Consider the following 20872-nt stretch of genomic DNA (forward strand, 5'->3'; position numbering starts at 1 on the left):
CAACGAATGAACGCAGTAGTGAAATGGTTGTTGATTGCGGTCGGGCTGTTTTTGATCGCCGGCATCGTCTATATGGCCGTGCGCAACCGATCGGTCGATGTGCTGGCGAAAATCTTGTTTGTCATCTGCGCGTGCTTTTTCTTCGTTGGTTTGGTGTACTGGTTTTGGTAACGCTCGGTTCAAGCCCGGCGTTCTTTTTTTTTTGATGAAAAATTAGAAAAAGTAAAATAAAATAGAAGCAAGGGGGGATTGCATATGGAAAAACCGTGGCTCGCTCACTACCCGCCGGAGATTCCGCATACGCTCGACTATCCAAAGAAAACGCTTTCCGACTATTTGCGGGAGACGGCGGAACAATTCGGAGACCATGAGGCGATCGACTTTTTCGGAAAGACGATGACGTTTCGCGAGCTGTACGAGCAAGCATTGACATTCGCGCATTATTTGCGGACGATCGGATTGAAAAAAGGGGATCGGGTGGCGATTATGCTGCCGAACTGCCCGCAGGCGGTCATCAGCTACTACGGGACGCTCCTAGCCGGCGGCATCGTCGTGCAGACGAACCCGCTTTACACCGAGTATGAGCTTGAATACCAGCTGAACGACAGCGGCGCCTCGGTGCTCGTGACGATGGATCTTCTGTATCCAAAGGCGGAAAAGGTGAAAGGGAGGACGCCGGTCAAACATTGGATTGTCACGAGAATGCAAGAGTATTTGCCCACGGTGAAGAAATGGCTGTATCCGCTTGTGCAGCGGAAGCAAAACATGCCCATCGTCCGCATCGAGGAAAGCGAAACCGTTCATATGTTCCGCACGATCGTCAGTCAGAAGGAAACCGCTCCGATCGGGGTGGACATCGATCCGGTGGAAGATGTGGCGCTGCTGCAATATACAGGCGGCACGACGGGACATCCGAAAGCGGCCATGTTGACGCATCGCAACTTGATCGCCAATACGCTCATGTGCGCCCATTGGGTGTATAAATGCGAAAAAGGAAAAGAAACGGTGCTCGGTGTGCTTCCGTTTTTCCACGTGTACGGCATGACGACGGTGATGAATTTGTCCGTGATGATGGCGAGTAAAATGGTGTTGCTCCCGCGCTTTGATGTCAAGCAAACATTAAAAGCAATCGAGCGCACCCGGCCGACGATGTTCCCAGGCGCGCCGACGATGTACATCGCTTTGTTGAACCATCCGGATTTGCCGAAATATGATTTATCCTCGATCAACGTCTGCATCAGCGGCTCCGCTCCGCTGCCGGTCGAGGTGCAGGAGCAGTTTGAACGGGCGACGGGCGGAAAGTTGATTGAAGGCTATGGGTTAACCGAGGCGTCCCCTGTCACCCACAGCAACTTCCTTTGGGACGGGGAGCGGGTGAAAGGAAGCATCGGCGTTCCGTGGCCGGATACGGACGCGAAAATCATTTCCTTGGAAACGGGTGAGGAAGCAAAGCCGGGAGAGCGTGGAGAACTCGTCGTGCGCGGGCCGCAAGTGATGAAAGGCTACTGGAATCGTCCGGAAGAGACCGAGCAAGTGCTGCGCGACGGATGGCTGTATACAGGTGACATTGGATATATGGATGAGCGTGGGTATTTTTATATCGTCGACCGCAAGAAAGATGTCATTATCGCCGGCGGTTACAACATTTACCCGCGCGAAGTCGAAGAAGCGCTGTACGAGCACCCGAAAGTGCAGGAAGCGGCCGTGATCGGCGTTCCGGATCCGTACCGCGGCGAGACGGTGAAAGCGTTCGTCGTGTTAAAGCCGGGGGAGATGTGCAGCGAACAGGAGCTTGACGCGTTTATGCGCCAGCGCCTGGCTGCTTACAAAGTGCCGCGCATCTACGAGTTCCGCAGCGAATTGCCGAAGACGGCGGTCGGCAAAATTTTGCGCCGCGTGTTGGTGGAAGAGGAGAAAAAGAAGCTTGACAAATCGGCAGAATTGCCCGTAAAATGAAAATATGAATGATGGTTCATTCATTTGGCGGATGGAAAGTGAGATGAGAAAAGGAGAATCCATATTGCGGAGGGAAAAGCCGAAATTTAAGCAAATCATTGACGCTGCCGTCGTCGTCATCGCCGAGCACGGCTACCATCAAGCACAGGTGTCGAAAATCGCCAAGCAGGCCGGTGTCGCCGACGGCACGATCTACCTTTATTTTAAAAACAAAGAGGATATTTTAATTTCGCTTTTTCAGGAAAAGATGGGGGCGTTCATCGAGAAAATTGAACAAGAGACAGAAGGAATTTCAAGCCCCCTAGAGAAATTGTATGTATTGGTGAAAACTCATTTTTCCGCCCTCGCCGCTGATCCGCATATGGCGGTCGTGACGCAGCTTGAGCTGCGCCAGTCGAACAAAGAGCTGCGCCATCGCATCAATGAGGTGCTGAAAGGATATTTGCGGCTCATCGACCGCATCATCATGGAGGGGATGGAAAAAGGGGAGTTTCGCCAAGATTTAGACGTCCGGCTCACTCGGCAAATGATCTTTGGCACCCTGGATGAAACGGTGACGACGTGGGTGATGAACGAGCAAAAGTATGACTTGGCCGCCCTCGCCGATCCGGTGTACGAACTGCTCGTCAAAGGGTGCGCCGCCGGACGTTAGGAAAGGCAGAAAGGGGAGAGGCTTCATGGACTTTTTTCGTTTGGCGAAAGAGGAGTTCGTCGCCGTCGTGACGTTTTCGCGGCCGCCGGCGAACGCCCTTTCATCAGCGGTTTTGAAAGAGCTTTCAACCGTGTTGGACGAGCTCGAGACCGACCCGGACGTGCGCGTCGTGTTGCTTCATGGCGAAGGAAGATTTTTCTCAGCCGGCGCCGATATTAAAGAATTCACGTCCATCGCTTCCGTCGAGGAGGCATCCGGCTTGTCGCGCAACGGCCAACTCGTGATGGAGCGGATCGAACGCTTTTCCAAACCAGTCATTGCGGCAATTCACGGCGCCGCATTAGGCGGTGGGTTGGAGCTGGCTATGAGCTGCCACATTCGTGTGGTGGCGGAAAACGCCAAACTCGGCCTTCCGGAGCTGCAGCTTGGCATCATCCCTGGATTTGCTGGCACGCAGCGGCTTGTGCGCTACGTCGGCTTTGGCAAAGCGGCGGAAATGATGTGGACGAGCGAGCCGATCACCGGACTCGAAGCGGTTGAATGGGGGCTTGCCAACAAGGCGGTGCCGGAAGAGCGGCTTCTTGATGAAGCAAAAGCGTTGGCGAAAAAGATCGCCGCCAAAAGTCCGCTTTCCGTCCGTGCGACGATTGAACTGCTCAACGCCGCGAAGGAAAAATCGTTTGCCGAGGCAGTGCGCGAGGAAGCGGAATGGTTTGGCCGCGTGTTTGTATCCGAGGATGCAAAAGAAGGCGTGCAGGCGTTTTTGGAAAAACGGCCGCCTGTCTTTAAAGGGAAATGATCCCTGTAAATATCTGAATGTTGGAACATGAAACAATGTTCGACCAAACCGAGGAGGGGAACGACATGAACATTTTTGTGTTGATGAAACGGACGTTTGACACAGAGGAAAAAATTTCCATCGTCAACAGCAAGATCAACGAGGAAGGTGCAGAATTCATCATCAACCCGTACGACGAATACGCCATTGAAGAAGCGATTCAAGTGCGCGACAAACACGGCGGCGAAGTGACGGTCGTCACCGTCGGCAGCGAGGAAGCGGAAAAAGAGCTGCGCACGGCGCTCGCCATGGGCTGCGATAAAGCGGTGCTCATCAACATTGACGATGATGTCGAAGAACAAGACCAATATACGACGGCGAAAGTGCTCGCTGAATACTTAAAAGACAAAAACCCGGACTTGATTTTAGCCGGCAACGTCGCCATTGACGGCGGTTCCGGGCAAGTCGGCCCGCGCGTTGCGGAATTGCTCGGCATTCCGTATGTGACGACGATCACGAAGCTCGACATTGCCGACGGCGGCAAAGTGACCGTTGTGCGCGACGTCGAGGGGGATGAGGAAATCATCGAAACGTCGCTGCCGCTCCTTGTCACCGCTCAACAAGGGCTGAATGAACCGCGCTATCCGTCGTTGCCTGGGATCATGAAAGCGAAAAAGAAACCGCTTGAGGAGCTGGAGCTTGACGATTTGGACCTCGAGGAAGATGATGTTGAAGCGAAAACAAAAACGATCGAAGTGTTCTTGCCGCCGAAGCGCGAAGCGGGCAAAATTTTGCAAGGCGAGATCGCCGATCAAGTGAAGGAACTCGTTCAGCTGCTCCGCTCCGAAGCGAAAGTGGTATAAGCGGAAACCGCTGTCGGCGTTCGGATGAAGCACAACGGGGAATCAAAGGATAGGGGGACTGAAACATGGCACGTAAAGTATTGACCTTAGCAGAAGTGCGGGATGGATCGCTGCGGAACGTTTCGTTTGAAGCCATTGCAGCGGCCAAAACGATCGCCGAAGGCGGGGAAGTCGTCTCGGTGCTCGTCGGCGACCAAGTGCAGGCGCATGCGAACGAACTCATTTACCGCGGTGCGGACCGCGTCGTCGTCATCGAACATCCGAATTTGAAATTTTATACATCAGATGGCTATTCGCAAGCGTTAAAAGCCGTGATTGACAAAGAGCAGCCGGAAGGCATCGTCTTCGGCCATACGGCGCTCGGCAAAGACTTGTCGCCGAAATTGGCCATCAAGCTCGACGCCGGCCTCGTTTCCGACGTCGTCGCCGTCGAAGAGGCAGGCGGCAACATCGTCTTTACCCGTCCGATCTACTCCGGCAAAGCGTTTGAAAAGAAAATCGTGACAAGCGGCATCATCTTTGCGACGGTGCGTCCGAACAACATCGCGCCTCTTGAGCGCGACGAGTCGCGCACAGGCAGCGTGGAAGCGCTCGCCGTCGAGATTAAAGACTTGCGCGCAATTGTCAAAGAAGTCGTCCGCAAAACGGCGGAAGGCGTCGACTTGACCGAGGCGAAAGTGATCGTCGCCGGCGGCCGCGGCGTCAAAAGCGCCGAAGGCTTCAAGCCGCTCAAAGAGCTCGCCGAAGTGTTGGGCGGCGCGGTCGGCGCTTCGCGCGGGGCGTGCGATGCCGGCTATTGCGACTACTCGCTGCAAATCGGGCAAACGGGGAAAGTCGTCACGCCGGACCTTTACATCGCTTGCGGCATTTCAGGCGCCATCCAGCATTTAGCGGGGATGTCCAACTCGAAAGTCATCGTCGCCATTAACAAAGACCCGGAAGCCAACATCTTTAAAGTCGCGGACTACGGCATTGTCGGCGATTTGTTCGAAGTCGTTCCGCTCCTCACCGAAGAGTTCAAAAAACTGAAAGTGCATTCGTAATGAACAACACGGGCGGCTGCAGCCGTCCGTTTTTTGATGGATAAATTCCGCGGCAAAAGCGAATAGTAGAAACGAAGCAAAACATTCGCGCCGACATGCATTCCATGGTATACTTTGCTTGCAGCATTCAAGAAGATGGGAGGGAATCCATATGGCGATTGTCAACGCCACTGACCAAACGTTCGCCGCAGAAACGAAAGACGGCCTCACGCTCGTTGACTTTTGGGCGCCATGGTGCGGACCGTGCCGCATGATCGCTCCGGTGCTGGAAGAGCTTGACCGCGAAATGGGCGACAAAGTGAAAATCGTCAAAGTGAATGTCGATGAAAACCAGGAAACAGCGTCGAAGTTCGGCGTCATGAGCATCCCGACGCTGCTCGTGTTCAAAAACGGCGAACTTGTCGATAAAGCGATCGGCTATCAGCCGAAAGAGGCGCTTGCTCAGCTTGTCGGCAAACATGTGTAGTGATGGCATAGGAAAAATCCAGAGGCCTCTTCCTCTGGATTTTTATTTTTTGTTGAAAAATGGTTGACAGATGGCAGATAATTCTTTATATTTATAACCAACAATTCCTAGTGGTTAAGTTTGTTTTACACCTATTATTCATACTTTTCCTGTCTATTTAGTCATAATTAAGAAGGAGATCAAGAATGACGATCACGTACGTGTGTGAAAGCATTGCAAGAAATGAGCAAAGGAGGAAAAAGCGATCATGAAAAACAAAGTATTCTGGAAAACATTGGGCGGAATGTTAGCAGTCACTTTATGGCTGGCGATGGCATCTGGATGCGGAATACATAACGAGCCTGCGAACGCCAAATCATCGTCATCCTCTCCGCCATCTAGCAAAGTCATCCGCATCGGCTATCAAAAATACGGGACACTCAACATGTTAAAAGCGCGTGGTGACTTGGAAAAACGGCTGAAAAAATTAGGCTACACCGTACAATGGGCGTTATTTCCGGGAGGTCCTCAACTGTTGGAAGCGATGAATGCCGGAAGCCTCGATTTTGGCCATACCGGTGAAGCGCCGCCGGTATTTGCTCAAGCGGCTGGTACACCGCTCTTGTATGTAGCGACGTCACCTCCCAATCCTGTGTCCGAGGCCATTTTAGTCAAAAAGGACTCGTCCATTCAGACAGTGGCGGATTTGAAAGGGAAAAAGGTGGCGTTAAACAAAGGATCGAATGTCCATTATTTGCTTGTGCAGGTGCTCAAAAAAGCGGGATTGACACTTTCTGACATTCAGCCGGTCTATTTGCCACCAGCCGATGCTCGCGCTGCATTTGAGCAGGGGAGCGTTGATGCGTGGGCCATTTGGGACCCGTTTTACGCCGCCGCTGAAAAGGGAGGAAAGGCTCGAGTGCTCGCTGACGGCCAAGGATTGGTAGCGAACCGTGAGTTTTTCTTCGCTTCGCGTTCGTTTGCGCAAAATCATGCCGATGTCGTGCATGTCATCTTAGAGGAGCTGAAGAAAGTCGACCAGTGGGCAAACCGCGATCCGAAAGGAGTGGCAAAGTTTTTGGCGCCGGAACTCGGCATTGATGAAGCGGCGCTTGAAGTCGCATCCAAACGCCGGACATATGGCTTGGAACCGATCACAAACGAGGTCATCACCCAGCAGCAAACGATTGCAGATCAATTTCGCCAGCTAGGGTTGTTGCCAAAGAAAATCGATGTAAACGAAGCGGTTTGGCGTGAAGCCAAATGAAGCGGAGACGGAATGGGAAGGGAAAACGGGGGGTGATTCGTGACAAAAAGTCATCGGCTGGCTTCGTTCGCAGCGTCATCCGTCAACAAGGACGCAGGACGGCGGCAGCTTGGATGAGAAACCACACTAGGAATGCGGAGGGGGAACGCGATGAAATCGTCGAGATGGACAGAATGGACTTGGGGGAAGGCGGTGCCATGGGTGTTGCCTGTTGCTCTGCTTGTGGCATGGCAAGCGGCTGTAGAAGCTGGTTGGTTGTCTTCGCGGGTGCTGCCGGCACCGACCGATGTGATCGCTGCTGCTTGGAATCTCGCATCAAAAGGAGAGCTATGGCAGCATTTGTCCATTAGTTTCTGGCGAGCTCTGACTGGATTTGCGATCGGGGGATCAATCGGATTTCTGCTCGGCTTGCTCAACGGGGTGTTTCGTCCGGCGGAACGTTGGTTGGATACATCGATTCAGATGATTCGAAATATTCCGCATTTAGCGATGATTCCACTCGTCATTTTATGGTTTGGCATCGGGGAGGAGGCGAAAGTATTTCTTGTTGCGCTAGGTGTGCTGTTTCCGATGTATGTCAACACATTGCATGGCATCCGCAATGTCGATGCTGGTTTGCTTGAAATGGGGCGCGTCTATGGACTTGGACCATGGCAGCTTTTTTGGCGCATTTGGCTGCCGGGCGCGTTATCGTCGATTTTGGTCGGGCTGCGCTATGCGCTGGGCATTATGTGGTTGACGCTCATCGTCGCGGAAACGATCGCTGCTGACCGCGGCATCGGGTATTTGGCCATGAATGCACGTGAATTTATGCAAACAGATGTCGTTGTGTTCAGTATTTTGCTTTACGCGCTGTTTGGCAAGCTCGCAGACAGCATTGCCCGTTTTTTGGAAAAACGTTGGCTTCGCTGGAATGTCAACTATCAAAATCGGTAACTGACATAAACGGAGTGGGAAAGGAGAGCGAGAGATGGAAACAGGACGAGGAGCAGAGCTCGTATTTGCGCAAGTGGCCAAACAGTTTGGCGATCAACAAGTGTTGCGCCGCATTGATTTAACGGTCAAACCGGGGGAGTTTATCGCCATTATTGGTCGCAGCGGCTGCGGAAAAAGCACACTATTGCGCTTGGCTGCTGGATTGGAGACGCCGACTTCCGGCATGATTCAGCTGGATGGACAGTTGCTTCATGGGTTGAATACAGCAGCTCGCGTCATGTTTCAAGACGCTCGTCTGTTGCCATGGCGGCGCGTCATCGACAATGTCGGCCTCGGCTTGAAAGGTGACTGGAAAGAACAAGCAATCACAGTGCTCGAACAAGTCGGTTTGGCAGACCGCGCGAATGATTGGCCATCGGTGTTATCCGGCGGCCAGCGTCAACGGGTGGCGCTCGCCCGCGCATTGATCAGCCGTCCACAGTTGTTATTGCTTGATGAACCGCTCGGTGCGCTTGACGCGTTAACGAGAATTGAAATGCAGCGGCTGATCGAACGATTATGGAGGGAACAACGCTTTACGGCTTTGTTGGTCACGCATGATGTTGATGAAGCAGTGATGTTGGCGGACCGCGTCGTGCTCATTGAGGACGGGGAATGCGCGCTTGATTTGCCTGTGCGCTTGCCGCGGCCGCGTCAGCGCGGCGATGCGGCGTTTGCTGATTTGGTCGATACGATTTTGCGCCGCATTTTAAGCGCAGAATCTGATGAGAAAGTCATCGCCGCGTCTTCGATGAGTGAAAAAAGGAGGGCGCTATAGACAGTGAAAAGAAGGCTCCTTTTGTTTTCGGTGTTGAGTGCATTCCTGTTGTTGGCAGCTTGCGGCCAAGAACGTTCTGCTTCCTTGTCTTCTCCTAAACAGTCGGCATCGACGGATTCTTGGCCGAAAGAATTGCACGTTGGCTTTCAAAAATCATCATTTTCTCTCTTTTTGAAAGAGAAGGGGTACTTGGAAAAACAATTGCAAAAGCATGGCGTTCAAGTAAAATGGTTTGAATTCCAATCCGGTCCCCCCCTTCTTGAAGCGTTGAATGCAGGACAGATTGACATCGGCTATGTCGGAGGAGCGCCCGCTGTGTTGGCGCAGGCCAATCCGGATTCACAGTTGGTGTATCTTGCCTATGAACCGGAAGTCGCGCGGGCGATCATCGTGCCGAAAACATCGTCGATTCATACGGTGGCGGATTTGAAGGGCAAAAAAGTGGCTTTCGGCAAAGGGTCAAGCGCCCATTATACGTTATTGACGGCGTTGGAGACAGCTGGATTGACACTCAACGACATTACCCCCGTGTATTTGCAACCGTCTGAAGCGCGAACTGCGTTTGAGCGAGGTGATGTTGACGCTTGGGTCATTTGGGATCCGTTCTTGGCTGATGCCGAAGTGAACGGCGGGGCGCGCATTTTGATTGATGCGAAAGGACTTCCAAAACAATATGGATTTATCGTGGGGCGGAATGAGTATGTGAAACAGTATGCCAATGTAGCTCAGACTGTCATTGCACAGCTGAACAAAGTCCATCAAGAAATTCACTCTTCTCCAGATGAAGCCGCCAAACTATTGGCCAAAGAAACGAAAATTGGCGAAGAAATTTGGAAACGGACGTTGAGCCGAAGAGGATATGGTGTGTTTCCGCTGACGAAGGAGGTGATCGACGCCCAGCAGCGCATTGCAGATCGTTTTTATGAAGCCGGGTTGATCTCAAAACGGGTCAAAGCGAAAGATGCTGTGGTCGTCATAAAGGAACAATAAAGTAATCCAGTAACATTAACAGTTCATGAATACAAGCCGTTCTACTGAACATGACGGGGCGTTGTAAAAGCCGGATCCCCTTGAACAACGCCCGCCAAAGGGGCAAAAGGGATGTCAAGGACGACGGGGGCAAAAAAAGAATGTGGGAGGGAAACAAATGACAACGGTGGCCATTATTTCTGGAAGCCCGTCGCACACCTCGAAAACGAATCGGGTGGCTGAATGGGTGAGCGAGCAATTGCAACAGCTCGGCCACACGGTGCATTTCATCCGATTGCGCGATTTGCCGGCTGAAGATCTGCTTTATGCTCATTCATCGAGTGAGCCGATCGCCGAAACACATGATTGGATCCGCCAGTCGAGAGCGGTCATTGCGTTAAGTCCAGTGTATAAAGGGAGTTACACCGGCATTTTAAAAGCGTATTTGGATTTGCTTCCGGAAAAGGCGTTTGCAGGGAAGCTGGTTGTGCCGATTGTCACGGGGGGAACCATTGCTCATCTGTTGGCTCTCGAATACGCGCTCAAACCGATTTTCTCCATTTTGGGCGCGCGGGAAATCTTGCATGGCGTCTTTATTTTGGATTGGACGTTGGGGCATGATGACGAAGGTCGCCTTGTGCTTTCTGACGATTTGTTGTCGCGGATGGAAGAGGTCTTTCAATCCATTTCCTGTGCAACCGAAAAAACCGTGATTGGATAAGGAGGAAAAAAGATGGAGTTGCTTTGGTTTATCCCTTCTCATGGCGACGGCCGATATTTAGGGACGACAAAAGGTGGTCGCTCCCCAGAATACAGCTATTTCAAACAAGTCGCCCAAGCAGCCGACCGCTTAGGATATACGGGCGTGCTCATTCCAACCGGCAAATCGTGCGAAGATCCTTGGCTGCTCGCTTCGGCATTGGCGGCTGAAACCGACCGTTTGCGCTTTCTTGTCGCTGTCCGTCCCGGATTGATGACGCCGACGTTGGCTGCCCGCATGGCTTCCACATTCGATCGGATTTCCGATGGCCGGCTGCTCGTGAATGTCGTCGCCGGTGGCGATCCCGTTGAGCTGGCAGGGGATGGGTTGTTTTTGTCCCATGACGAAAGATATGAGGCAACGGACGAGTTTTTGACGATTTGGCGTCGATTGCTTGCAGGAGAAGAAGTGACGTTGAGTGGAAAACATGTGTCGGTCAAGGGAGCCAAACTGCTATTTCCAGCGGTGCAAAAGCCGTATCCGCCCATCTTTTTTGGCGGATCGTCGGATGCCGGCCAACGGGTTGCGGCGCGCCATGCGGATGTGTATTTAACCTGGGGCGAGCCTCCTGAACAGGTGAAAGACAAAATCGAACGGGTAAGGGAGCTTGCTCGTCAAGAAGGCAGAAAAATCGAATTTGGCGTTCGTCTCCATATTATCGTTCGTGAGACGGAAAAAGAAGCATGGGAAGCGGCAGAGCGATTGATTCGCTATGTCGATGACCGGACGATTGAAGAGGCGCAACGGGTATTTGCTCGTTACGATTCGGTGGGACAGCAACGGATGCGACAGCTGCACGGCGGAAAGCGGGATTCGTTGGAGATCAGTCCAAATCTATGGGCTGGGGTAGGATTGGTGCGCGGGGGTGCGGGCACGGCTCTCGTCGGCGATCCGGAAACCGTGGCCGAGCGTCTTCGCGAGTATGAGCAGCTGGGCATCCGCTACTTCATTTTGTCCGGCTACCCGCATCTGGAAGAGGCGTATCGAGTGGCGGAGCTGTTATTCCCGTTGTTGCACTTGAACACTCCTTCCTCTTCCTCCATTCAGGGAGAGGTTGTGGGCCACGAATTTTTCCCTAATGTGATTAAAGTTTGATTGATTGCGAAAGAGAGGACCGGCAACGAGGGAGTCCTCTCTTTTTCATCATGTGTTGACATTGAAATTCATTTTCTCTTATAATCTTATTGTATTGATATTGATTATCATTTTTTGGATGTGTGAACGGGGGGATACATAATGTCATTGAAATGGAAGTGGCTCGCCGTGTTTGCCGCCGCGGCGTTGGCGCTTGGCGCGTGCGGCCAGAGCAAACAGACGGCGGGAACAGAAAAAGAAAGCAGCAACCAAACGGCTGTGGAAAAACAAGAAAAGCCGAAAGAGGAAGAGAAGACGGAGAACGAGAAGGAAGAAGCGGAAGTCGATTATGCGGGAGCGTTCAGCGAAGCGCTCGCGGAGCTTGAGAAGGCGAAGCAAGGCGGGGCGGTCGACTTCGGCAAAGTGGAGAGCATCTACAAAGAAAAGCTGCAGCCGCTTGTACAAAAACGTGACGCGGAATTTGAAGATACGCTTGACCAACATATTACCAACGCACTGGCCGCCGGCAAAGACGGGTCGCTTGAGCCGTTGGTTGTCAAGCAAATTTTTGACAAGCTGATGCAAAAAGTGTTTTACACGACGATCAAGCATGAGTTTACCGAAGCAGAAGAACATTGGGCCAATAAGGAAGAAGTAAAGGAAGAGCTTGAGGAAGCCAAAACCTTTTACGCGATTTTGCAGTCGACCGTGGAAAAGCGCGATGCGGCTTACGGAACGAAGTTGGTTGACGCGATCAACGGGGCGTTTGCCCAAATGGAGCAAGCGGTCCAAAACGATGATGCGCTCTCATTTGCCCTCGGCAAGCAAGTCGTGGACAAAACATTGATGAAAACATTCTATTTAGCGAGCGGAGCGCTGCCGCACGGCTATGCGGCGAAGGCGGCGGCTGCGGCCAAGGAAAACGCCGAAGAAGCCAAAGTGGAGCAGGCGGAAGGCTGGGCGTTTTATCAGTCCGTCTATCCGTATATGAAACGGCATGCCGCGGAGGAGGCGGACTACATTTTGAAACAGTTTGACCTGCAAACCGATGTCAAAACGCTCGATCCGAAAGCGGTGAACCATGCGTTCGTGCGCGGATGGGCGAAAGTGGCGCTTCACGAATATGAAGAAAGCAAAGAAAATTGGGGGCAAGACAAGTCGGTGATCACCGCCTTAGAAGGCGCGCTCTTTATTAACATGATCGAACAGGATATCAAAACGCTGCTTGGCGACAAAGCATACACCGACTTGAACGAACAGGCGACACGTTACCTAGAGGCGGCAAAGGCAAAAAACAAAGCTGAGGGTGACAAATGGCTGCCGCAAATTGAAGCCGCCCTGCAACAAGTGATTGAAAAAGCGAAATAACCTAGCAAACAAGGGGATGACCCAAAAGGGTAATTTTCCTTAACAAAGCACAACATATTGTTTCTTAATGATTGTTTTATACCTATAAAAGGGTGTCCCGATCCTTTTGGGACACCCTCTTGTATGACGAAGGAGGCAGCGGATTTGATGTCGGCAGAGTGCTCGATGGTGGATGTCAGGCAGCTTGTGTGCCTTCAGGGCAGCCGTCTGTCCGGAAACGTTTGGTTTTTTTCATGGCGCCGCGACTTTTCCGAGCGGCTGTGGTAAGATGCTGATGGATAGTCCATTTTGTAATGGGGTGAAACCGTTGAAAATTGTTGTCACTGGAGGAGCCGGATTTATTGGCAGTCATTTGGCCGCTCGTCTGCATGAACAAGGTCATGAAGTGGCAGCGATCGATTGTTTTCATCCGTACTATCCTGTTGAGCGGAAGGAGCGGCAGTTTCACGCGCTCACCGGCGGCCGGGTGCCGCTTGTCCGCTTGGATTTGCTTGATGGGGAGCGAACGAAAAGGTGGCTGGCCGAGTTTCGCCCCGATGTCGTCTACCATTTGGCGGCGCTGCCGGGCGTGCCGTATTCGTTGGCGCATCCGCTCGCTTACATCGATTATGACATTAAGGCGACGGTGAACGTTTTGGCGGCGGCGGGGGAAGCGGGGGTGGCGCATGTGCTGTTTGCCTCATCGTCATCGGTGTACGGCGACCGCGGCAATGTCCCACTCCGGGAAGAGATGGCTGACGGCCGCGTCGTTTCGCCGTATGCGGCGGCGAAATACGGAGCGGAATCGTTTTGTCATGCCTATGCCCATTTGTATGGCTACCAAATGACGATTTTTCGCTATTTCACCGTTTACGGGCCGTGGGGTCGTCCGGATATGGCGATCGGCACGTTTTTGCGCCGATTGCTGGCGGGCGAGGAGATTGTCGTATATGGCAAAGGAACGGCGCGTGATTATACGTACATCGATGATATTGTGGAGGGCATGATCGCAGCACTTCACCGCAGCGGTGGGCGAAGCGAAGTGTTCAACTTGGGCGCCGGGGCGCCCGTCACCATGGAGCAGCTGCTCGCTGAGTTGCGGAAGCACTTTCCCGATCTGAAAATCGTGCACGCGCCGGAGCGGAAAGGCGATGTGAAAGCGACATGGGCGGACATCACGAAGGCGGAGCGGGCGTTTGGTTACAAGCCGAAGGTGGCGTTTGCCGAAGGGCTCGCCCGCACGGTGGCGTGGGCGCGCGAATATGAGCGGTAAACCGGCGGCTAAAGCGGCGTTGCAAGCAGCTGGGCTCGCGCTTCTTTTCTTTTCCGCTTGGTTGACATACCGCTGCTTTGACGGCCGGCAGATGCTCCATCATCTATCCAGGCTAGTCAGCCGCCCGATCGAGATGGCTGCCGCTGCTTTCGTATATGGCTTGTCGTTTTGGCTGCGGGCGTGGGCGTGGAAGCGATATGTCGGAAAGCCAATCGCCTTCTCTGTTTATTGGCGTGCCGTGCTGCTTAGTTTGTTTGTTAACCATCTAGCCCCAGTGAAAATCGGTGATGCTGTGCGTATGGCTTTGCTTGCCCGCCAGCCCGGTGTTTCAGCCAGCGAGGCCATTGAATCGGTGGCGGTGATGCGGCTCCTTGATATGGCGGTGCTTGGTGGATTGACTGTCATCGGGATGTATGCGTATATGCATTACATTCCCCACATTTCTCTCTTGGCAGCGGCCGTTGCGGCCGGGTTCGTGCTGACCGTGATCGTGTTTCGCCGTCCGCTCCGCCTCGATCGGTTATGGCGGCGATGGCGGAGCGTATTTCACGGCTGGAGCGGCGCGGCGATGGTCGGGGCGGTGGCGGCGAGCTGGCTGTGCGAGGCGGCAGTCATAGGTGTGATCGCCAAAGCGGTCGGTATACCGCTTTCTTTTGGACAGGCGGTGTGGGCAAACAGCGCGACCGTTTCCGGACAAATTGCCCAAATCGCTCCCGGTGGACTCGGAACGTATGAGGCGGTGATGGGGTTTGCCTTAACTACGGTTGGTGCACCGTGGGATGTGGCGTATATGGCCGCGGTGTTGACACATGCCTTTAAATTTCTGTTTTCTTACGCCGCTGGTGCCGCGGTATTGTGGTTTTGGCGGTCCGACTGGCAGGCGGTGCGGAGCGTATGGAGAAAGGAAAGGGAGAGGCGATGAAAGAAGCATCACGATTCGAAAAAATCGCGGCGCGCTGCTGGAATTTGCTGAATGAAGGAAAGCCGTTCACGCCGATTTTTGTCGTGGGAACGATGAGCATCTACCATGCCGCTGATCTTATGGGCGGCCATGCATGGACATGGCTGATTGGCCTGACGGCGGTGCTGCCGTTGTTTGTTGTCTATTATGTGTACGATTATCCACTGTTTTTGCGCAATTATTTATGGATCCCTTATGTCGTGTTTCTCATCGTTTGGTCGTTCGCTGATGCGTCGTTGTTGTTGTTGGCGTCGGGGCTTTACTTTTTCTTTACCGTCTTTTTTTGGGGGACGCTGTATTACCATTTGCGCATCGGCACGTCGTGGTGGAATTTCACCCGCTTTTGGAAGCTGGTGCTGAAAAACAGCGATTCGACCAGCGGCAACGCCCAAGAGCAGCTGCCAAAATGTTTTCTTCTTTTGTCCGTATGGGAATACGCTTCGCAGCAGATCGATCAAGGAGCGGCTTTGGCGCCGCTGTGCGGGGCGCTTTGGCTGTTTGCCGCTGGGGTGTGGCTGTTTTCATGGATTTTGCATCGGAATTTGTTCGACTGGCAGCCGGAGATCATTCCGACTTATACGAACAATGTGCCGAGTCCCACCGCGCCGGTCAGTGACAAAGTGTATGTCATCGTGATTGATGGGATGCGCAAAGACCGGTTTGAAGCGGCCAACGCCCCGTTTTTAAAGCGGCTGCGCGCGCAAGGGACGGAATTTGCGCAAATGGAAACCGTCTATCCGGCGCGCACGGTCGTCTGCTTCACCTCGATGCTGACGGGGACGTATCCGTTTGAGCACGGCATTCGCTCGAATATGGTATGGAAGCTCGGAGCGAAAGTGGAAACGATCTTCGACTCGCTCCGCAAAGTAGGGAAAACAGGCCGCTTGCTTGGCATCGCTCATTTGGTCGATTCGTTCGGCGACGATGTCGAAACGGTGACGGCTGTCATGCCGAACGACCTCGCCGACCGTTATATCATCGAGCGGGCGAAACGCATTGTGGAAGAGCAGCACCCGGACTTGCTTGTCGTGCAATTGATCGCCACCGACCAGACCGGCCATAGCCGCGGTGTGCTGTATGACGAGTATATCGAAAAAATTGAAGAAGCCGACGCGTTGATCGCGGAGTTTGTCGGCTGGCTTGAGGAACGGGGCGAGCTCGAGCGCGCGACATTGATTGTCTGCGCCGACCATGGCCAAGCGGATGGCATCGGCGGCCACGGCCACCTCGATGAAGGGGAGCGGTATGTGCCGTTTTTTCTATACGGCCCGGCGATTGAGGCAGGAAAACGAGTCGATGAGAAAAAAAGCCTCGTTTCGCTGGCGCCGACGATCGCCTATTTGCTCGGCGCGCCGTATCCGAGCCATAGCCGTGGTCCGGTTTTGATCGAGGCGATGAGAAAGGAGGAGAGCGATGAAGAAGCAGCGCGTCATCGTCTTTTTGCCGGCGCACAATGAAGAAGAAGCGATTGGAGATGTCATCCGCCGCATTCCGCGTCATTTTCATCCCGATGTAGAGGTCAGCGTCTTGGTCATTGATGATGGATCGACGGACCGAACGGCCGAAGTAGCGAAAGAAGCGGGGGCCGATATCATTTGCCGCCTGCCGGAAAACCGCGGCCTCGGTGCGGCGGTGCGGCGAGGGCTTGAAGAGTGTGTCCGTCTTGGCGCGGATATCGGCGTGATGATCGATGCTGACAACGAATATCCGCCGGAACAAATTCCTGACCTTTTAGCGCCGATTTTCACCGGTGAAGCGGACTATACGATCGGCTCGCGCTTCCTTGGCACGATTCGCGGCATGAAATGGCATCGCCGCCTTGGGAATTATTTGTTCACTTGGCTGCAGTCGCTTCTTCTAGGACAGCGGCTGTATGACGGACAGTCGGGGATGCGCGCCTTTTCGCGCCACGCGATGGAGGAGGCGGAAATCATCCACGATTACAACTACGCCCAAGTGCTGACGCTCAACTTGGTGCGCAAAGGGTTTCGCTTGAAAGAAGTGCCGATCCGCTATCAAGTGCGGACGACGGGCCGTTCGTTCATCAAATTCACCGCCTATATGACCGCGGTCATCCCGGCCATCTGGAAGGAAATGCGCCGCCCGGTGAAAAAGGTGGCCGTCGATCGAGAAGGGCATGGGCGCTCCCAAGAGCGGGCGCGCCATTGCTCGTAAGGCAGTTCGCGCTTAGAAGGCAGGCGAAAAACTGCATTCACGCGCCAATCGGCGGCATTTTCATCAGAAAAGAAAGCTGATTCTGCGAAGTTTCTCTAATTGAGAAATAGATGGAATCAGCAGTATTTTGCACTAAATCATCAGCCTTTTAGAAGGCGGGTGATGTCATAAGACATGCGGATCTACTTCTCAACTTGAGGAATCCTGTTTTTCTCTCTAATCGCGAACGATGGATTGAGGAAGATGATCGTTTTTTCACCAGCCTTTTCGACGATGGATGATTTTTTATTGACAATAAGTATGATAATGATTATCATTGATCTTGATGGAGGGAGAAGGGAACGTGAAATCGTTTCGTTTCTTTTTTTACATAGCAGTGATCATTATTCTCAATCTCATTCCGCTGAAAGCGTTCGCCTATTCGTATGGAGACCCGAACAAAGAGGCGGTTGCTGAGGCGTATAAAGAGATGAAAGAAAAGTTGAACGAGCAGCCGCCGAACTTTGCTGCAGCGAAGGAAATTTTCGAAACCGTAAAAGAAGAAATCGACATGCATATGGGACCTGAGCCGTCCAAGGCGGTGCTTGCGGCCATCGAAGCGAAGGACCGTCAAACGGTGATCAAGGACATGGAAAACATTTTAGTGCTCAATATCGCTCGCCGTTTGGACAATATTGAGGCAAACTTTGATCAGTACGACACGAGCAAGCGGCTGTTGGCGAAGGCGTTTGCGACGTATGAAGCGCTGTCGCCGGTCATCCAAGGGAAAGACCCTGCACTTGATAAACAGCTGCGCACCGAGTTTGACAAGGCGCTTCAGTCGCTTGGCAACCCGGGGCTGTTCGGTGTCGGCGAGAAAAAATCGGATATCAACGTGTTTAAGAAAAGCAAAGAGACGATTTTAACAACGCTGCAGAAGCAATTCGGCCTGAAAAGCCTAAAAGTCGGCCATTTTTCGGAAAACGCTGCAGAAAAGCCGGATGCAGTGCAAAAGAAAGAGTGGACCGATTTGTCTAAAGTAAAAAACTGGATTCCGCTCGTTGTCATCGTTATTGTGGTTCTCGGCGCGGCTCTCATTTATGTGCGGCGTCGGAAACGGGCTTAGTCCAAATATAAGGGGAGGCGGAGACATGGAAGTCCAAGCGCTGCTCATTACGTTTCGTGAAGCGCTGGAAGCGCTGCTGATCGTCGGCATCATTACATCGTATTTGAAACGTGTCGATCACCGCGAATACACGAAGTACGTATGGCTTGGTGCTGGTTTGGCCGTGTTGGCGAGCATCGGGGCGGCCATTTTGTTTCAAGTCGTGTTCACGGGATTTGCCGCGATGGGCAGTGAAATCTACTTAAAAATCGGCATCATGATCGTCTCCGCGTTGCTCTTGACGCAGATGGTGTTTTGGATGGCCGAGCATAGCCGGGACATGAAACAAAACGTTGAAGGGAAAATGGACCAGTTTATTACCGCCGGCAATGTCGCCGGCATGGTCATTCACTCGTTTTTAGTCGTGCTGCGCGAAGGAGTGGAAACCGTTTTTTTCTTCGCTGCCATCACGCACGGCAACATCGGCGCGGCCATACAAGGCTGGGGAGCGGCGACAGGCATTGCCATTGCCGCTTTGGTCAGCTACTTCTTCTTTAAAGGAACGATGCGCATTCCGCTGAAAGCATTCTTTAAAGTAACCGGAGCTTTTATCGTCTTGATCGCCGCTGGCCTGCTCGTGCAAGCCATTTCGATGATGCAGGACATTGGGCTCATCGGCAGCGTCATGCCGCATGTATATGATTTGACATGGCTGCTTCCAGAACATCCGATTGACTACGAACATTACGTGCGCGATCATGGCGTCGCCCCCGTCTTTTCCGGCGAAGTCGGCGTCTTTTTAAAAGCGTTGTTTGGCTATTCAGCGATGCCGTCGCTTGAAGAAGTGATCGCCTATATCGGCTACTTCGCCGTCGTGTATTTGCTGGTGACGAGCCGCCGCGGTCAAAAGAGCGCTGTGGTCGAGAAACCGGCGATTGCCGCTTTGGAGGAAAAAGCAAAAAACGTCATGTAACGTACAAGGCCGCTGCGCCTTGTACTTTTTCTTTGGAGGGGAACACGGTGAACAAACGGTTCGGCGACCGCTTTTGGATTGGCTTTGGTGTCGGAACGGCCTCTTTGTTGGTTGGCGCCTGTTTGTATTGGGCGAGCCCGTATGCGGCCACATGGGATGAAGTCGATTTTGCCTTGGCGCTTAGGCGCTATGATGTGTTAGCCATGCAGCCGCATTTCCCAGGCTATCCGTATTTCGTCCTCGGGGGCATGGCGGTGCACGCTTTCATTGCCAATCCGGCCAAAGCGCTTTCGATCTTGAATGTGCTCGTGTTGTTTTCCGCCGCCTTTCCCATCGTTTTGCTGCTTGCTCGGCATATGCCGCGTCCAGCGGCGTTATGGGCGGCGCTTTCGGTGCTTTCTTCAAGCTATGTGCTTCTTGCCTCCGCCCGACCGATGTCAGACGGTGCGGCGCTCGGCGTGCTTTGGTGGTACATCTGGGCCGTGGAATGGGCGCGGCGGCGAATGGCATGGACCGCGCAGCTGCTGCCGATGGCGTTATTCAGCATCCTCATGGGGGGTCGCCTATCGTACATCCCCTTTGCCTCGGCGTTATTGTTGCTTTGGCATGAAGACTGGAAAACGCACCGCCGCCTCGGCCGCGTGGCGGCATCGCTGTTGGCGGCGGCCGCCTTTCAATTTGTTTGGGTGGCAGCGGTCGCGGCGACGGAAGGCGGCCTTTGGCCGTTTTTCAAGCTTGGCTTTGCGTTTGTTGTCGGTCATTTCAGCGACTGGGGGGGAACGGCGGCGGCGAGCCCTCTTCCATTTTGGGAGCGGGTGTGCCGCTTTGTCCTTGACAACTTTCTTTGGACCGGCATGGCCAGCCGAAATGCTTGGCTGCTGGCTGCCTATGCAGTGGTCGGCGCCATCGCCTGGCGCGCGGGGCGGTTGGGGCTTCCGCGCCCGCTTGTCGTTTCCGCGTTGCTGTATGCTTTGTGGGCGCTTTTCGGACAAAACATTGACAAGCCGCGTCATCTCCTTCCGCTCGTTCACATTGCGCTCGTTTTCGTGTGGGGGCGGCTGCTGGCCGCGCCCCGGACATGGCGGTTTGTTCTTGCCGCGGCAGTGGTGATGCTGCAGTCTACAATCGGCATCGGGCTGTTGCGCGAGCAGGCAAAGACGCCGCCAGCAGTGTATCAGCTTGCGGACGATTTGCGTGACAAACGGCAGCCGTTTGTGGTATATACGTGGGAAGAGACGCGCGTCCTAGACTATTTGAACGTGCCCTTTCCACATAAAGACGTGCTCCATTTTTCCTTCTTTTTGCAAGACAAAGAAAACTACCGCCATGCTGCGATATATATGACCAATCACGTTGTCCAAGGGTTCGAGGCTCAAGGGATCGATGTTTCCTGCCATGTGCGCAAAATGAAAACGTATCGTTCCAGTTTGCTTGCTGATCCGGTGTATGGGACGATTACGCTGTACGAATGGGTTGATGGAGCAGTGAGGTGATGGCCA

The 20872-nt window shown here is 53.3% G+C and carries 21 protein-coding genes; all 21 read left to right on the top strand.

All coding sequences use genetic code 11. The features are described from left to right. The first annotated feature begins 6 nt into the window (after positions 1–6). The 21 genes from ACVX3G_RS06915 to ACVX3G_RS07015 all read left to right on the top strand — a co-directional run bounded on the left by ACVX3G_RS06915 (position 7) and on the right by ACVX3G_RS07015 (position 20866). On the top strand, positions 7–171 hold the full coding sequence (locus tag ACVX3G_RS06915) for a hypothetical protein (protein WP_011232165.1): 165 nt from the start codon (positions 7–9) through the stop codon (positions 169–171). Positions 172–255: 84 nt separating this feature from the next. Then, the gene (locus ACVX3G_RS06920) at positions 256–1956 is read left to right on the top strand and encodes a long-chain-fatty-acid--CoA ligase (protein ID WP_033012301.1); all 1701 of its coding nucleotides are present in this window, start codon (positions 256–258) and stop codon (positions 1954–1956) included. 64 nt (positions 1957–2020) lie between these two features. After that, the gene (locus ACVX3G_RS06925) at positions 2021–2608 is read left to right on the top strand and encodes a TetR/AcrR family transcriptional regulator (RefSeq protein ID WP_011232163.1); all 588 of its coding nucleotides are present in this window, start codon (positions 2021–2023) and stop codon (positions 2606–2608) included. A gap of 25 nt (positions 2609–2633) precedes the next feature. Continuing rightward, on the top strand, positions 2634–3407 hold the full coding sequence (locus ACVX3G_RS06930) for an enoyl-CoA hydratase (RefSeq protein WP_011232162.1): 774 nt from the start codon (positions 2634–2636) through the stop codon (positions 3405–3407). A 65-nt stretch (positions 3408–3472) separates the two neighbouring features. Continuing rightward, positions 3473–4249, top strand: coding sequence for an electron transfer flavoprotein subunit beta/FixA family protein (locus ACVX3G_RS06935; RefSeq protein WP_033012308.1), 777 nt, complete (start codon positions 3473–3475; stop codon positions 4247–4249). Between the two features lie 65 nt (positions 4250–4314). Continuing rightward, positions 4315–5292 (top strand): electron transfer flavoprotein subunit alpha/FixB family protein, encoded by a 978-nt coding sequence (locus ACVX3G_RS06940; protein ID WP_011232160.1) that lies wholly within the window; start codon positions 4315–4317, stop codon positions 5290–5292. A 151-nt stretch (positions 5293–5443) separates the two neighbouring features. Then, the gene (gene trxA / locus ACVX3G_RS06945) at positions 5444–5758 is read left to right on the top strand and encodes a thioredoxin (RefSeq protein WP_014196485.1); all 315 of its coding nucleotides are present in this window, start codon (positions 5444–5446) and stop codon (positions 5756–5758) included. 247 nt (positions 5759–6005) lie between these two features. Beyond that, positions 6006–7004 (top strand): sulfonate ABC transporter substrate-binding protein, encoded by a 999-nt coding sequence (locus ACVX3G_RS06950; RefSeq protein WP_014196483.1) that lies wholly within the window; start codon positions 6006–6008, stop codon positions 7002–7004. Between the two features lie 150 nt (positions 7005–7154). Then, positions 7155–7940, top strand: a complete 786-nt coding sequence (gene ssuC / locus ACVX3G_RS06955) for an aliphatic sulfonate ABC transporter permease SsuC (protein WP_014196482.1) — start codon at positions 7155–7157, stop codon at positions 7938–7940. Positions 7941–7974: 34 nt separating this feature from the next. Next, a complete protein-coding gene (locus ACVX3G_RS06960) occupies positions 7975–8757 on the top strand; it encodes an ATP-binding cassette domain-containing protein (RefSeq protein ID WP_014196481.1) in 783 nt (260 codons plus the stop codon). 3 nt (positions 8758–8760) lie between these two features. Then, positions 8761–9747 carry an aliphatic sulfonate ABC transporter substrate-binding protein gene (locus ACVX3G_RS06965; RefSeq protein WP_014196480.1) on the top strand — a complete coding sequence of 329 codons (987 nt, stop codon included), beginning with the start codon at positions 8761–8763 and terminating at the stop codon, positions 9745–9747. Positions 9748–9904: 157 nt separating this feature from the next. After that, entirely contained in the window at positions 9905–10447 is a 543-nt protein-coding gene (ssuE, locus tag ACVX3G_RS06970) for an NADPH-dependent FMN reductase (RefSeq protein WP_014196479.1), read from the top strand. A 12-nt stretch (positions 10448–10459) separates the two neighbouring features. Further along, on the top strand, positions 10460–11581 hold the full coding sequence (gene ssuD, locus ACVX3G_RS06975; RefSeq protein ID WP_020278119.1) for an FMNH2-dependent alkanesulfonate monooxygenase: 1122 nt from the start codon (positions 10460–10462) through the stop codon (positions 11579–11581). A 141-nt stretch (positions 11582–11722) separates the two neighbouring features. Further along, complete coding sequence (locus ACVX3G_RS06980) at positions 11723–12928, top strand: hypothetical protein (protein WP_020278120.1); 1206 nt, start codon at positions 11723–11725, stop codon at positions 12926–12928. A gap of 307 nt (positions 12929–13235) precedes the next feature. After that, entirely contained in the window at positions 13236–14180 is a 945-nt protein-coding gene (locus ACVX3G_RS06985) for an NAD-dependent epimerase/dehydratase family protein (protein ID WP_020278121.1), read from the top strand. Then, a complete protein-coding gene (locus ACVX3G_RS06990; protein ID WP_020278122.1) occupies positions 14170–15102 on the top strand; it encodes a lysylphosphatidylglycerol synthase transmembrane domain-containing protein in 933 nt (310 codons plus the stop codon). The genes ACVX3G_RS06985 and ACVX3G_RS06990 overlap by 11 nt, the downstream gene beginning before the upstream one ends. Then, the gene (locus ACVX3G_RS06995; protein ID WP_020278123.1) at positions 15099–16598 is read left to right on the top strand and encodes an alkaline phosphatase family protein; all 1500 of its coding nucleotides are present in this window, start codon (positions 15099–15101) and stop codon (positions 16596–16598) included. The genes ACVX3G_RS06990 and ACVX3G_RS06995 overlap by 4 nt, the downstream gene beginning before the upstream one ends. Next, positions 16555–17316 carry a glycosyltransferase family 2 protein gene (locus tag ACVX3G_RS07000; RefSeq protein WP_011232153.1) on the top strand — a complete coding sequence of 254 codons (762 nt, stop codon included), beginning with the start codon at positions 16555–16557 and terminating at the stop codon, positions 17314–17316. The genes ACVX3G_RS06995 and ACVX3G_RS07000 overlap by 44 nt, the downstream gene beginning before the upstream one ends. A 343-nt stretch (positions 17317–17659) precedes the next feature. Further along, the gene (locus ACVX3G_RS07005) at positions 17660–18421 is read left to right on the top strand and encodes a hypothetical protein (RefSeq protein WP_011232152.1); all 762 of its coding nucleotides are present in this window, start codon (positions 17660–17662) and stop codon (positions 18419–18421) included. A 25-nt stretch (positions 18422–18446) separates the two neighbouring features. Continuing rightward, positions 18447–19373: an FTR1 family iron permease gene (locus ACVX3G_RS07010; RefSeq protein WP_014196469.1), complete on the top strand. Its 927-nt coding sequence runs from the start codon at positions 18447–18449 to the stop codon at positions 19371–19373. Between the two features lie 47 nt (positions 19374–19420). Continuing rightward, positions 19421–20866, top strand: a complete 1446-nt coding sequence (locus ACVX3G_RS07015) for a hypothetical protein (RefSeq protein WP_011232150.1) — start codon at positions 19421–19423, stop codon at positions 20864–20866. Positions 20867–20872: the final 6 nt, after the last annotated feature.

This window comes from Geobacillus sp. PLS 41 (assembly GCF_056494105.1).

Excerpts from the sequence above, each read along its gene's own strand:
- ACVX3G_RS06915 (WP_011232165.1), top strand. The coding sequence starts at position 7 with ATGAACGCAGTAGTGAAATGGTTGTTGATTGCGGTCGGGCTGTTTTTG.
- ACVX3G_RS06920 (WP_033012301.1), top strand. The coding sequence starts at position 256 with ATGGAAAAACCGTGGCTCGCTCACTACCCGCCGGAGATTCCGCATACG.
- ACVX3G_RS06930 (WP_011232162.1), top strand. The coding sequence starts at position 2,634 with ATGGACTTTTTTCGTTTGGCGAAAGAGGAGTTCGTCGCCGTCGTGACG.
- ACVX3G_RS06935 (WP_033012308.1), top strand. The coding sequence starts at position 3,473 with ATGAACATTTTTGTGTTGATGAAACGGACGTTTGACACAGAGGAAAAA.
- ACVX3G_RS06940 (WP_011232160.1), top strand. The coding sequence starts at position 4,315 with ATGGCACGTAAAGTATTGACCTTAGCAGAAGTGCGGGATGGATCGCTG.
- trxA (WP_014196485.1), top strand. The coding sequence starts at position 5,444 with ATGGCGATTGTCAACGCCACTGACCAAACGTTCGCCGCAGAAACGAAA.
- ACVX3G_RS06950 (WP_014196483.1), top strand. The coding sequence starts at position 6,006 with ATGAAAAACAAAGTATTCTGGAAAACATTGGGCGGAATGTTAGCAGTC.
- ssuC (WP_014196482.1), top strand. The coding sequence starts at position 7,155 with ATGAAATCGTCGAGATGGACAGAATGGACTTGGGGGAAGGCGGTGCCA.
- ACVX3G_RS06960 (WP_014196481.1), top strand. The coding sequence starts at position 7,975 with ATGGAAACAGGACGAGGAGCAGAGCTCGTATTTGCGCAAGTGGCCAAA.
- ssuE (WP_014196479.1), top strand. The coding sequence starts at position 9,905 with ATGACAACGGTGGCCATTATTTCTGGAAGCCCGTCGCACACCTCGAAA.
- ssuD (WP_020278119.1), top strand. The coding sequence starts at position 10,460 with ATGGAGTTGCTTTGGTTTATCCCTTCTCATGGCGACGGCCGATATTTA.
- ACVX3G_RS06980 (WP_020278120.1), top strand. The coding sequence starts at position 11,723 with ATGTCATTGAAATGGAAGTGGCTCGCCGTGTTTGCCGCCGCGGCGTTG.
- ACVX3G_RS06990 (WP_020278122.1), top strand. The coding sequence starts at position 14,170 with ATGAGCGGTAAACCGGCGGCTAAAGCGGCGTTGCAAGCAGCTGGGCTC.
- ACVX3G_RS06995 (WP_020278123.1), top strand. The coding sequence starts at position 15,099 with ATGAAAGAAGCATCACGATTCGAAAAAATCGCGGCGCGCTGCTGGAAT.
- ACVX3G_RS07000 (WP_011232153.1), top strand. The coding sequence starts at position 16,555 with ATGAAGAAGCAGCGCGTCATCGTCTTTTTGCCGGCGCACAATGAAGAA.
- ACVX3G_RS07010 (WP_014196469.1), top strand. The coding sequence starts at position 18,447 with ATGGAAGTCCAAGCGCTGCTCATTACGTTTCGTGAAGCGCTGGAAGCG.